The organism is Paracoccus aminovorans (assembly GCF_900005615.1).
Taxonomy (GTDB): Bacteria; Pseudomonadota; Alphaproteobacteria; order Rhodobacterales; family Rhodobacteraceae; genus Paracoccus; species Paracoccus aminovorans.
The window spans coordinates 2,592,377-2,607,218 of sequence record NZ_LN832559.1 but is presented as its reverse complement, the minus strand read 5'-3'; the positions used below and the strand labels follow the sequence as shown (position 1 = coordinate 2,607,218).

The 14,842-nt window shown below is 67.7% G+C and carries 15 protein-coding genes and 1 tRNA gene; 12 read left to right on the top strand and 4 right to left on the bottom strand.

Annotation, left to right across the window (positions count from 1 at the left end; genetic code table 11):
• Nucleotides 1-38 precede the first annotated feature (38 nt).
• From JCM7685_RS12980 to glmM, 9 genes are all read left to right on the top strand, one after another.
• A tRNA-Gly gene (locus JCM7685_RS12980) sits at nt 39-112 on the top strand.
• Between the two features lie 152 nt (nt 113-264).
• Nucleotides 265-1,323: an IS110 family RNA-guided transposase gene (locus JCM7685_RS12975; RefSeq protein WP_074968591.1), complete on the top strand. Its 1,059-nt coding sequence runs from the start codon at nt 265-267 to the stop codon at nt 1,321-1,323.
• Between the two features lie 539 nt (nt 1,324-1,862).
• The gene (locus tag JCM7685_RS20805; protein ID WP_170848940.1) at nt 1,863-2,252 is read left to right on the top strand and encodes a transposase; all 390 of its coding nucleotides are present in this window, start codon (nt 1,863-1,865) and stop codon (nt 2,250-2,252) included.
• Between the two features lie 22 nt (nt 2,253-2,274).
• On the top strand, nt 2,275-2,898 hold the full coding sequence (locus JCM7685_RS12960; protein WP_083412787.1) for a DDE-type integrase/transposase/recombinase: 624 nt from the start codon (nt 2,275-2,277) through the stop codon (nt 2,896-2,898).
• Nucleotides 2,899-3,223: 325 nt separating this feature from the next.
• Nucleotides 3,224-5,785 (top strand): putative PEP-binding protein, encoded by a 2,562-nt coding sequence (locus JCM7685_RS12955; RefSeq protein WP_100526086.1) that lies wholly within the window; start codon nt 3,224-3,226, stop codon nt 5,783-5,785.
• Between the two features lie 252 nt (nt 5,786-6,037).
• Nucleotides 6,038-6,538, top strand: a complete 501-nt coding sequence (locus JCM7685_RS12950; RefSeq protein WP_231964637.1) for a cell wall hydrolase — start codon at nt 6,038-6,040, stop codon at nt 6,536-6,538.
• 84 nt (nt 6,539-6,622) lie between these two features.
• Nucleotides 6,623-7,405: a dihydroneopterin aldolase gene (locus JCM7685_RS12945; RefSeq protein WP_074968594.1), complete on the top strand. Its 783-nt coding sequence runs from the start codon at nt 6,623-6,625 to the stop codon at nt 7,403-7,405.
• Between the two features lie 45 nt (nt 7,406-7,450).
• On the top strand, nt 7,451-8,419 hold the full coding sequence (gene folP, locus JCM7685_RS12940; RefSeq protein WP_074968596.1) for a dihydropteroate synthase: 969 nt from the start codon (nt 7,451-7,453) through the stop codon (nt 8,417-8,419).
• Nucleotides 8,419-9,762, top strand: a complete 1,344-nt coding sequence (gene glmM, locus JCM7685_RS12935; protein WP_074968598.1) for a phosphoglucosamine mutase — start codon at nt 8,419-8,421, stop codon at nt 9,760-9,762. Before folP ends, glmM begins: the two co-directional genes overlap by 1 nt.
• A 73-nt stretch (nt 9,763-9,835) precedes the next feature.
• On the opposite strand, the gene JCM7685_RS12930 is transcribed toward glmM, so the two are convergent.
• Both JCM7685_RS12930 and dksA read right to left on the bottom strand, forming a co-directional pair.
• On the bottom strand, nt 9,836-10,957 hold the full coding sequence (locus JCM7685_RS12930) for an FAD-dependent oxidoreductase (protein WP_074968600.1): 1,122 nt from the start codon (nt 10,955-10,957) through the stop codon (nt 9,836-9,838).
• A gap of 43 nt (nt 10,958-11,000) precedes the next feature.
• Nucleotides 11,001-11,423, bottom strand: coding sequence for an RNA polymerase-binding protein DksA (gene dksA, locus JCM7685_RS12925; RefSeq protein WP_074968602.1), 423 nt, complete (start codon nt 11,421-11,423; stop codon nt 11,001-11,003).
• Nucleotides 11,424-11,585: 162 nt separating this feature from the next.
• Between dksA and JCM7685_RS12920 the strand changes: the two genes are divergently transcribed.
• Together JCM7685_RS12920 and JCM7685_RS12915 are read left to right on the top strand one after the other, a co-directional pair.
• The gene (locus JCM7685_RS12920) at nt 11,586-12,425 is read left to right on the top strand and encodes an AAA family ATPase (protein WP_074968604.1); all 840 of its coding nucleotides are present in this window, start codon (nt 11,586-11,588) and stop codon (nt 12,423-12,425) included.
• Between the two features lie 10 nt (nt 12,426-12,435).
• Nucleotides 12,436-12,879 (top strand): GNAT family N-acetyltransferase, encoded by a 444-nt coding sequence (locus JCM7685_RS12915; protein WP_074968606.1) that lies wholly within the window; start codon nt 12,436-12,438, stop codon nt 12,877-12,879.
• A 16-nt stretch (nt 12,880-12,895) separates the two neighbouring features.
• Here the strand turns inward: JCM7685_RS12915 and JCM7685_RS12910 are convergent, their stop codons facing one another.
• Nucleotides 12,896-13,891, bottom strand: coding sequence for a LysR substrate-binding domain-containing protein (locus JCM7685_RS12910; protein WP_231964636.1), 996 nt, complete (start codon nt 13,889-13,891; stop codon nt 12,896-12,898).
• Between JCM7685_RS12910 and JCM7685_RS12905 the strand changes: the two genes are divergently transcribed.
• On the top strand, nt 13,869-14,156 hold the full coding sequence (locus tag JCM7685_RS12905; protein WP_074968610.1) for a DUF1127 domain-containing protein: 288 nt from the start codon (nt 13,869-13,871) through the stop codon (nt 14,154-14,156). The two genes, JCM7685_RS12910 and JCM7685_RS12905, sit on opposite strands and share 23 nt — an antisense overlap.
• A gap of 121 nt (nt 14,157-14,277) precedes the next feature.
• Here the strand turns inward: JCM7685_RS12905 and JCM7685_RS12900 are convergent, their stop codons facing one another.
• The gene (locus JCM7685_RS12900) at nt 14,278-14,772 is read right to left on the bottom strand and encodes a lytic transglycosylase domain-containing protein (protein WP_074968612.1); all 495 of its coding nucleotides are present in this window, start codon (nt 14,770-14,772) and stop codon (nt 14,278-14,280) included.
• Nucleotides 14,773-14,842 lie beyond the last annotated feature (70 nt).

Here is a 14,842-nt window from a genome sequence, read left to right as displayed (position 1 = left end):
TGCGCGACCGCCCGTCCCCGCCTATAGAGATTGCCGACGCGGGTGTAGCTCAATGGTAGAGCAGCAGCCTTCCAAGCTGAATACGTGGGTTCGATTCCCATCACCCGCTCCATCCATTGCCGTTTCCCGCCTTGAGATCATAAAGTTATCTGGGGTAACTGTTTCTGTTCTCGTCGCGTGTGGAGAAAGCGCCTCTTGCCATACCGTGAACGGTGATCTGACCGGCTTTTGCCGGGCCACCACCAACCGGAATGGAGAGAGACGATGGACTATTTTGCAGGACTGGATGTTTCCCTTGAGATGACGAGCATCTGCATCGTGGATGCTGATGGGGCCGTGATGAAGGAGGCGAAGGTTGCTTCCGAACCGGGCGACCTCGTTGCGTTCTTCGAGCAGTGCGGCATGGTGATGAAGCGGATCGGCCTTGAAGCCGGCGCTCCGTCGCAATGGCTTTACGGCGGCATGGCCGAAGCCAGTCTGCCGGTCGTGTGCATCGAGACGCGGCACGCCAAGGCGGCGCTGTCGGCCATGCCGAACAAGACCGACCGCAACGATGCGCGCGGGATCGCCAACATCATGCGCACCGGCTGGTTCCGCGCCGTGCATGTGAAGACGCAGACCGCACAGGAGCTGCGCTTCCTGCTGGTTGCTAGACAGACGCTGGTGCGCAAGCTGATGGATATCGAGCTGGCGATCAGAGGCATGCTGCGAAGCTTCGGTATGAAGATGGGCGTGGTATCCAAGCGCAACTTCGAAGCGCGCGTTCTGGAACTCGCCGGGGGCCGTGCGATGCTGATGCGGGCGCTCAATCCGATGCTGACCGCGAGGCGCGCCCTGGCCATCGAATATGCCAACCTGCAAAAGGTGGCGATGGACTTCGCCCGTGACGACGACGTGTGCCGCCGGCTGATGACCGTTCCCGGCGTCGGCCCGATCGTGGCGCTGACCTATCGTGCGACCATCGACGTGCCGTCGCGGTTCCGACGCTCCAAATCGGTCGGGGCGCATCTGGGGCTGACGCCGCGCGCCTACCAGTCTGGCGAGGTCGACTGGAACGGGCGCGTCTCCAAGAGCGGCGACGCGATGGCGCGGGCCGCCCTCTACGAGGCCGCACACATCTTGCTGACCCGCGTGAAACGCTGGTCGTCGTTGAAGGCGTGGGGCATGCGGCTGGTGAAGAACCGCGGGCACAAGCGGGCTGTTACCGCGCTTGCGCGCCGGATGTCCGTGCTGATGCATCGTATCTGGGTCGAGGGAACTGTCTTCATCTGGAAGACGGGCGATAGCCAAGTCGTGGCCCCCGCCGCAGTTGGCGGAGCATGAGATTGCCAGTCGGTCATCCGCATCGTGGGAGGCTGACATAGGCTGAGAGATCCGCTGCGGCGGAGAGATGTCCCCCGAGGGGACGAGGGTTCGGGTGAGACCGTTCAGACTCTTGTCCGCATCGCGTTCTGCGATTGTGACGACGCGGGTTAGCTTGGCCGCCCGACCTTCCGATCCCTGCTTGTGGCGATCCTGATATCGACCACGGAAAGAAGCGTGAGCCGCTCGGGGTGATGTCGATGATCCGCTCATGGCGTGTCCTCCGGCTTGATGCCTGGAATCCACGGAAGACGGACAGATCGGGATGGCTCTTTCGCTGCTTGTTGCGAACGCGCACGATCATTGGCAAGATGATCGCGGATGGCACTGGGCGCGTGCTTCACACCCACAGAAACAGTTAAAGAAGCATCTATCGTGTCCCGCGAAATAAGCGACGATGGGACAATTTACCAATCCGTTTGACCCACTCCCTTGAAATCGGCGAGTGACGGAAGCTGCGATCTGACGTTTGCTGTTCTCCAGGAACGAGGCGATCAGGAGTGCGGAAACGCAGCAACCATGACGCGGTGTGCAAAGCCCGCTTGGCGCTGGAGGCCGTGAAGGGCGAGCGCACGGTGTCTGAGCTGGCGGCCGAATACGGCGTACCCCCGACGATGGTCCGCCAGTGGAAGAAATCGCTGCTGGACGGCGCTGCGGATATCTTCGGGCGAGGCATCAGAAAGCCGGCGGAGGTAGACGAGGAAACGATCTGGTCGCGGCATGCCAAGATCGGGGAACTGGCCGTCGCCGACGATCTTTTTGTCCGGAAAGCTCAAGCCGCGGATCGGCAAGTGAGGCGCGGGATAATCGAGCGAAATCATCCCGCGCCATCGATCAGGGCGCCGCCTCTCTGTCTCGCGCTCGTCGTTCTACCACGAGCCTGCGGGTGAGACGGAGCAGAACCTCGGGCTGATGCGGCGCAGCAGTTCCCGGACACCCTTTCATGGCGTTCAGCAGGGGACCTGGCATCCGCGGAACGAGCGGCATGGGTCGAACCAGAAGCGCATCCGGCGGCTGATGCGGCGCATGCGCTTGATGCCGATCTATCAGCCCAACATCAGCAAGCCGGGGCACAAGACCTATCCCTATCTGCTGGGTGGGCTGCGCGTGGATCGCCCCGGTCAGCTCTGCTGTGCCGACATCACCTGCCTGCCGATGCGGCGCGGCTTTCTTTATCTGGTGGCGATCATGCACCGGTTCACCTGCAAGGCACTGGCGTGGCGGATCTTGCTGGAGGCCGACGTCTGCGTCGAGGCGCTGAACGAGGCCGGGCACCGCTTCGGTGCGCCCGGGATCATGAACGCGGATCAGGGCGCGCAGTTCACGTCCTTCGTATGGACTGAGCGCCTGAAGCGGGTCGGCACCCGGATATCCGCCCGCGTCCAGGAGCACCAGGACGCTCTGCGTAAATGCAAAGCTCGGACCTGGAGCCCAAGCGATCCCCGGCAATCTTGTCTCGCGCGCTGTGCGGTCCTGCGGGGCGGCCACTCTGTTCTCGGATCTATGAGGCGCGCCCGGCGGTGTGACGGTCGGTAGCGATGCTCCCTTCTGGATTGGGTTTGTGGGTCGGATCACTGCGCCCGCATTCATCGCCGCCGGAAGGCGCTGAACGACTGATTCCCTAAAAACGTGATCAGCACCAATTCGCCCAGAAATAGCTGGACGAAACACCGATTCTCACCCGTTCCGGTCAGCACCCTGCGGCGGGCTTCCCCATGCCTGCCCGGGCCCGCGCATTCATCTTTATCCCGAATGCCCCGGGGGAACGCGACCCTGGCCGCACCGGGGCGCAGTCCCGACCCGCGCCGCGCGTTCTTCGCACTTGCAGCAAGGCCGGACGCGTGCCTAATGTGTCGCCACCATGACCGCGCTGACCGAACCGGATGCCATCGTCGAAATCACCCCCTCGGCGGGGATACAGACCGCGCGCCACGGCTGGCGCGCGAAATGCCTGCAACGCCTGGTCCGCATGGGGTTGCCGGTCCCGGACAGCTTTGCGATCTCGGCCGATGCGGTCCGCGCCATCGCCGCCGGCCAGACGCCCGACCGCACCCGGCTCGCCCAGATCATCGAGCGTGCCGACGGGCTGGTCAGCGTACGGCCCTCGGCGATCAACCCGGCCTGGGGCGGGCCGGGCACGGTTCTGAACGTCGGCATCAACGACGCCTGCCATGCCCGGCTGACCCGGACCCGCGGCAAGGCGGCGGCCGATGCGCTCTATCTGGGCTTCGTGCAATCCTATGCCGTGCATGTCGCCCGGCTGGACCCGGACATGTTCTCGGACGGGGACGAGGGGCTGGAAGCCGCCCTGCGCGCCTATCGCGACGAGACCGACGAGGAATTCCCCCAGGACCCGGCCCGGCAGCTGGCCGAGGTGCTGCGCAGCATGGCGCGGGCCTGGGACGGGCCGACGGCGCGGCTGCTGCGCCAGGCCAAGGGCGCGCCGCCGGTCGCGCCGCTGGGGCTGGTGGTGCAGGACATGGCACTGGCCATCGGCCCGGGCGTCACCGGCTCGGGCACCATCCAGTTCATCGACAGCGTGACCGGCATGCCGCGCATCACCGGCCGCTTCCGGGGCCAGAGCCAGGGCCGCTCGAAGGGCGAGGGGGCCGAGACGCTCTACCTGACCCGCGACCCGCGTGGCCCCTCGCTGGAAGAGGCCGCGCCCGAGGTCTTTGCCGACCTGGTCCGCTTCGGCGTCGCCGCCCGCGAACGGCTGCGCGAAGAGATGCAGATCGAATTCGTGGTCTCGGACAGCCGGCTGTCGATCATCGACGCGGTGCGGACGCCGCGCAATTCCCGCGCCAGCGTGCGCATCGCCGTGGCGCTGGCCCGCGACGGCATCGTCCCGCCCGAAGAGGCGGTGATGCGGGTCGAGCCGCGGGCGCTTTCGGATCTCTTGCACCATCAGGTCGATCCGCGCGCGCCGCGCGACATCATCGCCCGCGGCATCAACGCCAGCCCCGGCGCCGCCACCGGCCGCATCGTCTTCACCGCCGCCGCCGCCCAGGCGGCCGAAGCGCGGGGCGAGCCGGCGGTGCTGGTCCGGCGCGAGACCGTGCCCGAGGACATCCGCGGCATGCATGCCTCGGTCGCCGTGGTGACCGAGCGCGGCGGCATGACCAGCCACGCCGCCGTCATCGCCCGCGGCATCGGCCTGCCCTGCATCGTCGGCGCCAACGGCATCTCGATCGACGCGCGGGCGCGGACCATGCAGGTCGGTTCCCGCATCTTCCGCGAGGGCGAGGAGGTGACCGTGGACGGCACCTCGGGCGAGGTGCTGGCCGGCGCCGCGGAAATGCTGGAGCCGGCGCTGGACGACAGCTTCAGCCAGCTTCTGGAATGGGCCGACCAGCATTGCCGCATCAAGATCCGCGCCAATGCCGACACGCCCGAGGACGCCCGCACCGCCCGCATGTTCAATGCGCAGGGCATCGGCCTGTGCCGCACCGAGCACATGTTCTTCGACGACGAGCGCCTGCCGGCCATGCGCGAGATGATCTTCGCCGGCCAGCCCGAGGATCGCCGCCTGTCGCTGGAACGCCTGCTGCCGATGCAGCGCAGCGATTTCGCGGCGCTGTTCGAGATCATGGCCGGCCTGCCCGTCACCATCCGCCTGTTCGACCCGCCGCTGCACGAATTCCTGCCCCACGACCGCGAGGGCATGCGCGAACTGGCCGAATCGCTGGACCTGCCGCTGTCGGACGTGACCCGGCGCGTCGAGGCGCTGTCCGAGTTCAACCCGATGCTGGGCATGCGCGGCGTGCGGCTGGGCATCACCGTGCCCGAGATTTATGACATGCAGGCCCGGGCCATCTTCGAGGCCACCATCCTGGCCAGCCGCAACGGCGCCCCGGTGGTGCCCGAGATCATGATCCCGCTGGTCAGCGCCCGGCGCGAGGTCGAGTTGGTCAAGACCCGCATCGACGCCGTCGCCGCCGCCGTCAGGAACGAGACCCGCAAGGATTTCGCCTATCGCCTGGGCGTGATGGTCGAAACCCCGCGCGCCGCGCTGCGGGCCGGAGACATCGCCGAACATGCCGCCTTCCTGTCCTTCGGCACCAACGACCTGACGCAGATGACCTATGGCCTGTCGCGCGACGACGCCGGCCGCTTCATGGGCATCTATGTCAGCCAGGGCGTCTATGCCGAGGACCCGTTCCACATCCTCGACCAGGACGGCGTGGGCGAGCTGGTGGCCATCGGCGCCGAGCGCGCGCGCAGCCACAAGCCGGGCATCACCATCTCGGTTTGCGGCGAACATGGCGGCAATCCCGAATCGATCGCCTTCTGCTTGCGCGCCGGGGTGAATTACGTGTCGTGCTCGCCCTTCCGGGTGCCGGTGGCGCGTCTCGCTGCGGCGCAGGAATCGATTCTGATGGCGCGCGAAGAGGCGGAATCCGCGGCCGCCGACGGGTCCTAAGACCGGCCGCTTTTGGCCGGAATTCGCCCGTTAACCTTTTTGGCGTCGGCGGGTTTCCGCCAAAATCATGTAAAATCAATCGAATCCCGGTCCTCACGCGCAAGTGGGCTTTCCCGGCCCCGGCGGTTTCGGGCCTTTACCGGTCAGCCAAGGGCCCCGGCGGGTCCGACCCCATCCAGCTGACCGGGCCCGGCCCGGACCGAAAACAGGACCAACATGTCGTTCAAAATGTCATGGCTGGCGCGCGTTTCCGTGTGTGTTGCCGTTGCCCTTTCGTCCCTGACCGCCGTTCCGGCGCTGGCCGATGCCCAGCATCAGGCCGCTTATGAGACCAAGACCGTCCGCACCGCGACCGGCACCCATCAGATCAGCACCCGCGACCTGCAATGCCTGTCCGAGGCCCTGTATTTCGAGGCCCGCGGCGAGGGTTCGGCCGGCCAGCAGGCCGTCGCCGAGGTGATCCTGAACCGCGTCGATCATCCGCGTTTCCCCAAGACCGTCTGCGGCGTGGTGAACCAGCGCGGCCAGTTCACCTATAACAAGGGCGCCCGCATCCGCGAAAAGGGCACCTATGCCCGGGTGCAGAAGATCGCCATGGCGGCGCTGGCCGGTGCGCCCCGCACCCTGACCAACGGCGCGACCTATTTCCACGCCCGCGGCGTGCGGCCCTCGTGGACCAAGCGCTTCGAGCGCACGATCCGAATCGGCAGCCATACCTTCTATCGCTCCGACCGGCGGATGGCCTCGAACTGAGCCGGCGCGGCTGACGCAAAGCTTCCGCGAATTCTGCGGCCCCGTCCCTTGCGGCGAGGCCGTTTTGCCTGCATGAACGGCGCCATGGACCAGCCAGACCGCATCCACCTGCGCGATTATATCGTCTCGGCCGAGATCGGCGCCTTCCAGACCGAGCGCGGCCAGCGCCAGCGGCTGCGCTTCAACGTGGACGTGGACCTTGCCACCCATGTCGTCGGCGTGAACGACGAGGTGGACCGCATCCTGTCCTATGACATCCTGACCGGCGCGGTGGCGGCGGGGCTGGCGGATCGCCGCTACGACCTGCTGGAGACGCTGGCGGAAAAGATCGCGGCGCAGATCCTGGCGCATCCGCGCGCGGCCCAGGTCCGCGTCGCGGTGGAAAAGCTGGACCGGATCCCGGGCGCATTGGGCGTGACGCTGGTGCGCCGCCAGGCCCGCGTCGCGGCCGAGACGATCCAGGCGCCGATCCGCGTCGTCTTTCACGGCGCCGAACTGTCGCTGCCCGAGGGCGGCGTGGCGCTGGTGCCCGACGATCCCGGCCTGCCGCTGCCGCAGGGCGGCAATGCGCGCGAAATCGCGCTGCTGGCGCTGGACCAGGCCGCCTGGGCGCTGGCCGGACGGCTGGGATTGACCGTGGCCGACAGCCGCACCGAGCTCGACTGGGCCGCGACCGAGGGCCGGGCCGTGGTCTGGGCGCCGGCGCGGATGCTGCGCGACGTGGCCGGCCTTGCCGCCGAGCCGCAGGCGGCGGCGATCTGGCTGGCCGAGCGGCTGGGCGCCAGCCACCTGGACTGGGCGCTGCCCGAGGGTGTCGAGCCGCCGGCGCTGCCGGCGAATTTCCGCATCCCCTCGGCGCGTCTGTGACGTCCTCCGCTTGATCTTGCCGCCCGCCGGTTTAGGAATTCGGGCATGAGCGACTATTTCCGACCGATCCCCTGCGAAACCGGGCGCTGGCAACTGGCCGGCGGCTGGCTGCGCTTTTCCCAATGCGAACTGCTGCGCCGCGGCGAGGCGCCGCGCGTGCTGGACAGCGCCCCGCCCGAGGTGCTGGCGGCGCTGACCGCGCCGCGGGCCGATCTGCTGGGCCTGTCCATGAACCGCCCGCGGCTGATGGGCATCGTCAATGCCACGCCCGACAGTTTCTCGGACGGCGGCCGCTACGACGGGGCCGAGCAGGCGCGGCTGCTGGCCGGGCAGGGGGCCGAGATCCTGGACATCGGCGGCGAATCGACCCGGCCCGGCGCGCGCGAGATCCCGGTTGCCGAAGAGATCGCCCGCGTGGTGCCGGCGATCCGCGCGGCGCAAGGGCTGGCCGCGGTCTCGGTCGATACGCGCAAGGCGGCGGTGGCGCGGGCGGCCCTCGCGGCCGGCGCCGGCCTGGTCAACGACGTCTCGGGCTTCGACTTCGATCCGGGCATGGCGGCGCTGGTGGCGGAAAGCGGGGTGCCGGTCTGCCTGATGCATGCGCAGGGCATTCCCGAAACCATGCAGGACAATCCGAGCTATGGCGACGTGCTGCTGGACGTCTACGATGCCCTGGCCCTGCGCATCGCCCGGGCCGAGGCCGCGGGCATTCCCCGCGACAGGATCGTGATCGACCCGGGCATTGGTTTCGGCAAGACCCAGGTGCATAATCTGGCCATCCTGCGGCGGATTTCCGTCTATCACGGGCTGGGCTGCGCCATCCTGCTGGGCATCTCGCGCAAGCGCTTCATCGGCACCATCGGCGGGGCCGAGGCGGCGGCGGACCGCGGACCCGGCACGCTGGCGGTGACTTTGGCCGGGATCGCGCAGGGCATACAAATCCACCGCGTCCATGACGTGGCACAAACAAGGCAGGGCCTCGCCCTATGGCGGGCCGTGACCGAGGGGGAATGATGAGCAGGAAACTTTTCGGCACCGACGGAGTGCGGGGCCGCGCCAATACCCATCCGATGACGGCCGAGATGGCGCTGCGCCTGGGCGCCGCCGCCGGCCGCTATTTCCGCCGCCAGGGCGAGGATCACCACCGCGTCGTCATCGGCAAGGACACCCGGCTGTCGGGCTATATGCTGGAGAACGCGCTGACCGCCGGGCTGACCTCGACCGGCATGAACGTGCTGCTGCTGGGTCCGGTGCCGACGCCGGCGGTGGGGTTCCTCACGCGCTCGATGCGGGCGGATGTGGGCATCATGATCTCGGCCAGCCATAACCCGGCGCATGACAACGGCATCAAGTTCTTCGGCCCCGACGGCTTCAAGCTTTCCGACGAGGCCGAGGCCGAGATCGAGAGCATCGTCGCCGGAGAGATCCAGCCCGCGCAGCCGCAGAACATCGGCCGCGCCAAGCGCATCGACGACGGGCGCGGGCGCTATGTTGAATATGCCAAGACCACCTTCCCGGCCGGCCAGCGGCTGGAGGGGCTGAAGGTCGTGGTCGATTGCGCGAACGGCGCCGCCTATCGTGCCGCGCCGGACGTGCTGTGGGAACTGGGCGCCGAGGTGATCCCGCTGGGGGTCAGCCCCAACGGCCACAACATCAACGACGGCGTCGGCTCGACCCATCCCGACACCTGCGCCCGGGCGGTGCTGGAGCATGGCGCCGACATCGGCATCAGCCTGGACGGCGACGCCGACCGGGTGATGATCATCGACGAAAAGGGCCAGGTGGCGGACGGCGACCAGATCATGGCGCTGCTGGCCGGCCGCTGGGCCGAGCAGGGCCGCCTGCGCGGCGGCGCCCTGGTCGCGACGGTGATGTCGAACCTGGGGCTGGAGCGCTTCCTGCAAGGGCGCGGCTTGCGGCTGGAGCGCACCGCCGTCGGCGACCGCTACGTGGTCGAGCGCATGCGCGGCCAGGGGTTCAACCTGGGCGGCGAGCAGTCGGGCCATATCGTGATGACCGACTACGCCACCACCGGCGACGGGCTGATCGCCGGCTTGCAGTTCCTGGCGGCGATGGCGGACAGCGGCCGGCAGGCGTCGGACCTGGTGGCGCAGTTCGAGCCGGTGCCGCAGATGCTGAAGAACGTGCGTTATGCGCAGGGTGCCGATCCGCTGTCGGTCGATGCGGTCAAGGCCGAGATCGCCCGCGCCGAGGCCCGGCTGGACGGGCAGGGCCGGGTTCTGATCCGCAAGTCGGGCACCGAACCGCTGATCCGGGTCATGGCCGAGGCCGAGGACGAGGCGGTGCTGCGCGAGGTGGTGGACGGCATCGTCGCGGCGGTGGAGCGGGCGGCCTGAGCCGCCGCGCCCTTGTCGGGGCCGTCGCCAGAGCGGCGGCCTTGGCGTTGGGTATTTGGAAAACGGAAAGTCGTCAGAGCGCTGTGGGGTCGTGGTCGTAGAGCCAGGCGAAACGCTCGATCAGCCGGGTCGGCGCCAGCCTGTTGACCGCGCGCAGTCCGGCATGGGCCACCGCCCGGGTCGGGCCGCGCAGGTGGTAGTTGCGGGCATTGGCATTGGCCGCCTCGATGATGCGCTGGCAGCGGGGCTTGCGCAGGGCCTCGAAGCGGGCCAGGGCCGCGGCCTGGTCCGGATCGGCGGCGAGGCAGGCGGCAAGGGTCCAGGCATCCTCGATCGCCATGACCGCGCCTTGCGCGAGGAAGGGCAGGGTCGGATGCGCGGCGTCGCCGATCAGCGCCCGCGTGCCGTCCTGCCAATGCGCGGCGACCGGGTGGCGGAAGAGGCCCCATTGACCGACCTCATCGACCTGCGCCAGCCATCCGGGCACCGGGCCGCCGAAGCGGGCGAAGGCGGCGCGGAGTTCCGCAGGATCGCCGGGGATCGACCAGCCTTCGTCGTGCCAGTCGGGACGTTCCAGGACCGCGACGATATTGCGCTGGCCGTTGCCCAGGGGGTAGCTGACCAGATGCCGGCCCGGGCCCATGAACACCTGGGCGGCGGGCGTCGGGTCGGGCTCGGCCGGGATCAGCGCGCGCCATGCGGTCTGGCCGGTGAAGAAGGGCGTCTCGATCCCGTTCAGCAGCGGGCGCAGCCGGCTTTTGACCCCGTCGGCGCCGATCAGCAGCGGCACCTCGGGCAGGTCGGTCACCTCATGGCCCAGTTCGATGCGGACGCCGGCCTCGCGCGCGGCCTGTTCCAGCAGCGCCACCAGCCGCGCGCGGTGCACCAGCCGGAAACGGTCCTTGGGCCGATAGCGCGCGAGATCCAGCCGGGCCACCGGGCGGCCCATGGAATCGGCGAGCTCGACCCGTTCAGAGGCGACCGAGATCGCCCGGAAGCGCGGCCAGAGCCCCAGCGCCTCCAGCACCCGCACCGCGTTGGGCGAGATCTGCAGGCCGGCGCCGACCTCGCGCAGCTGGCCCGCGCGTTCCAGCACGGTGACGGCAAAGCCGCGCTGCGCCAGCGCGCAGGCGGCAGTCAGGCCGGCGATGCCGGCGCCGACGATGGTGATGGGGGCCTGGCTGGGAACGGACATGGCGACCCGCTTTGCGAAGGCGGCCCCCGTCGGGGGCCGTGGATCAGTCGTCGCGATGCACGCGCTCGCGCCGCTCGTGCCGTTCCTGCGCTTCCAGCGTCATGGTGGCGATCGGGCGGGCGTCGAGGCGCTTGAGGCTGATCGGTTCCCCGGTCATCTCGCAATAGCCGTATTCGCCGGTCTCGATGCGGCGCAGCGCGCTGTCGATCTTGCTGACCAGCTTGCGCTGGCGGTCGCGGGTGCGCAGTTCCAGCGAACGGTCAGTTTCCTCGGAGGCGCGGTCGGCCAGGTCCGGGACGTTGCGGGCGCTGTCCTGCAGGCCCTCCAGCGTCTCGGCGGATTGGTCCAAAAGCTCCTGCTTCCAGGCGATCAGCTTGCGGCGGAAATATTCGAGCTGCCGCTCATTCATGAATGGTTCGTCTTCGGCGGGCCGATAATCTTCGGGCAGAAAGGTCTGGGCTTTCATCGTTCCTCCGGGAGCCGGGCGACTGGATGCCCGATCCTTGGCGCCCGCATAAAGTATGGCAGAGCGATTGTCACTAGCCCTTTCGGTCAGGTTGTGCCGCGGCTTGCGAAGGGGCGGGGCGCTGGCTAGTTTCGCCGGGACCCAAGGCCAAAGGACAGGCGGATGCAGTTTTCCTCGACCGAGACCTATGTGGCGCCGCCGGACCTGGCGATGGCGGTGAACGCGGCGATCACGCTGGAGCGGCCGCTGCTGGTCAAGGGCGAGCCGGGCACAGGCAAGACCGAACTGGCCCGGCAGGTCGCCGCCAGCCTGGGCCTGCCGATGCTGGAATGGAACGTGAAATCCACCACGCGGGCGCAGCAGGGGCTTTACGAATACGACGCCGTCTCGCGCCTGCGCGACAGCCAGCTGGGCGAGGCGCGCGTCCACGACATCGCCAATTACATCCGCAAGGGCAAGCTGTGGCAGGCCTTCGAGGCGACCGGCAAGGTCGTTCTGCTGATCGACGAGATCGACAAGGCCGACATCGAGTTCCCGAACGACCTGCTGCAGGAACTCGACCGCATGGAGTTCCATGTCTACGAGACCGGCGAGACGGTGGTGGCCCGGCATCGGCCGGTGGTCATCATCACCTCGAACAATGAAAAGGAGCTGCCGGACGCGTTCCTGCGGCGCTGCTTCTTCCACTACATCCGCTTTCCCGACGCCGAGACGCTGAAGAAGATCGTCGCGGTGCATCATCCGGGGCTGAAGCCGCGGCTGCTGGACGAGGCCTTGCGCCAGTTCTTCGACCTGCGCGAGGTTCAGGGGCTGAAGAAGAAGCCCTCGACCAGCGAGCTTCTGGATTGGCTGAAGCTGATCCTGGCCGAGGACCTGTCGCCCGAGGATCTGGCCCGCCCGGCGGGCGAGATGCTGCCCAGGCTGCATGGCGCGCTCTTGAAGAACGAACAGGACGTGGCGTTGTTCGAGCGGCTGGCCTTCATGGCCCGTCGCCAGCGCTGAAGGGGCGGCGATGATCCGCGAGCTGCGCCCCGAGGACCGGCTGGAATGGCAGCGGCTCTACCAGGGCTACCAGGCGTTCTACGGCTTTCACGACCGTCCGGCCGGGTTCTATGACAAGGCTTTTGCGCGGTTGTTGTCGGGCCAGGCAGGGGATTTCCACGGGCTTGTCCATGCCGATGGCGCGCGGCTGCTGGGGCTGGTGCATTACGTCTTTCACCCGAACCTGTGGCGGGACGAGGGCGTGTGCTATCTGCAGGATCTGTTCACCGACCCGCAGGCGCGCGGCCGGGGCGTGGCGCGGGCGCTGATCGAGGCGGTCTATGCGGCGGCGGATGCCCGGGGCGTGCCCTTCGTCTATTGGCTGACGGCCGAGGACAATTATCCGGGGCGGATGCTTTACGACCGGGTTGCGCAACGCTCGCCCTTCATCCGGTATCAGCGGCGGCTGGGATAGGGGGCTTTGCGCCCGGTCATTCGTGCCGGCCAAAGCTCTCGCGCACATGATCCGCGAAAGCCTGCGCCGCCGAGCCGATATCGGGGTTTTTCTGAAGCCTCAGCTGATAGGAACCGATCGCGCCGAAGCCGTCCTTTTCCGTCAGCCGCCGATGCTGTTCGTCCACCAGGCTGACCGGCAAAGGCGCGATCGCCAGATCGGCCATGACCGCCGCCAGCTGGCCGGCGGCGGCCTCCGACGTATAGGCGATCCTGTAGCGGCGACCGGCCTTGTCGAGCGCGGCCAGGGCCGCCGCCCGCCAGGGGCATCCATGCGAGGACAGGGCGAGCGGCACGGGGGTCCTGCAGAACGCCATGCCGTCGCGGGCACCGACCCAGACGAGTGGCTCCGAATGAATGACCTCTCCCGGCGCCGGCGCGGATTGGGCCGAGACGGTCAGGATCATGTCGATCTCTGCCGCCTCGAACCGCCGGGCCAGGTTCACGCTGGTCGACAGAAAGACCTCGACCTCGACAAGGGGATGGGTCGCGGCGAAGCGTGACAGGATCGCGGGAAGATAGCGCACGCCGAAATCGTCGGGGGCGCCGAACCGGACCCGGCCTTCAAGCTGCGGCACCCGAAAGCGGGACAGAGCCTCGTCATTGATGCGCAGGATGTCCTTGGCATGCACGAGAAATGCCTCGCCGTCCGCGGTCAGCGTCACATGGCGCGGATGCCGGACGAACAGGGCGCGGCCCAGCTGATCCTCAAGCCGCCTGATCTGCATGCTGACCGCCGAGGGGGTTCGGAACACCCGTTTCGCCGCGACCGTGAAGTTCCCGGTCTCGGAGATGGTCACGAATGTCTTCAGAAGGTCGGTCTCAAGAAGGTTGTTCTGCTGTGGTTGCATGGGCGCATCGCGATCAATTTTCCTGAATGATACACTAAGAACTATGCGCTGTATTGAAGAATATCGCCATGCCAGCCTGACCTGAACAAAGGAGGTTAGGATGGCCAAGGAAATCTGCACCATGAACCCGCCCTTGCGCAGTCCGTGGATCGGGACTGCCTTGCGCGCCGCGATGGCACGGCTGCGGGGTCGGTTTGAAACCAATCGTCGGGACAGGGAGAGGCGCGATGCGTTCCTGAACCTGCTCCGCCTGGACGACCAGATTCTGGACGATATCGGCGTGACCCGGGCAGAGGTGGCACGCGCTGCCCGCCTGCCGCTTCGATTGAACGCGTCAGATGCGCTGGCAGCCAAGGCCCATGCACGACGCAGGGGAGGGATCGGCTAGCGCAGGCCGGACTCGGGCCTTGGCAGGTTGCAGGGGTCGATTGCGTTCCGAAGCGCGGATCGCAACCCGCAACGAAAAAGCCCGCCTTGCGGCGGGCCCAGTCGGTCGGGTCGGGCTGCCTTCAGCGCAGGCCGGTTTCTTCCAGCAGGCCCTTCTTCTTGGCCTCGTAGTAATAGCCGCGCGAATACCATTTCACGGCATTGTCGTAATTGCCGCCGGCGACCATATAGGCGCCGCGCAGGTATTTGACGCCGTATTTCAGGTTGGTCTCGGCATCCAGCAGGCCCGAGGCGCCGCCCTGGTAGCCCATGCCGCGCGCGGTGGCCGGCAGCATCTGCATCAGCCCGTAATAGGGGCCGTTACGGGCGCCGGGGCGGTGGCGCGATTCGCGGATGATGACGCGATGCACCAGATCGACGGGAACCTGATACTCGGCGGCGTATTTGTTGATCAGGCGGCGCAGTTCCGGCGTTTCGTTGGCGTGCAGGCCGACGGTCTCGGCGGCGGTGGCGCGCGGCTCGACCAGATAGCGGCGGTCGGGATCGACCCGGTTGTCGCCGCAGGCACTGACGGCCAGAACGCCGCTCAGGGCCAAAAGCCCGATCAAGGATTTCATCACTGCCCTCGTCTTGTGGTTGACCAAAGGATTAGCCACAGGCACGAGAGTCGGGGAATTCAAAAGAGCG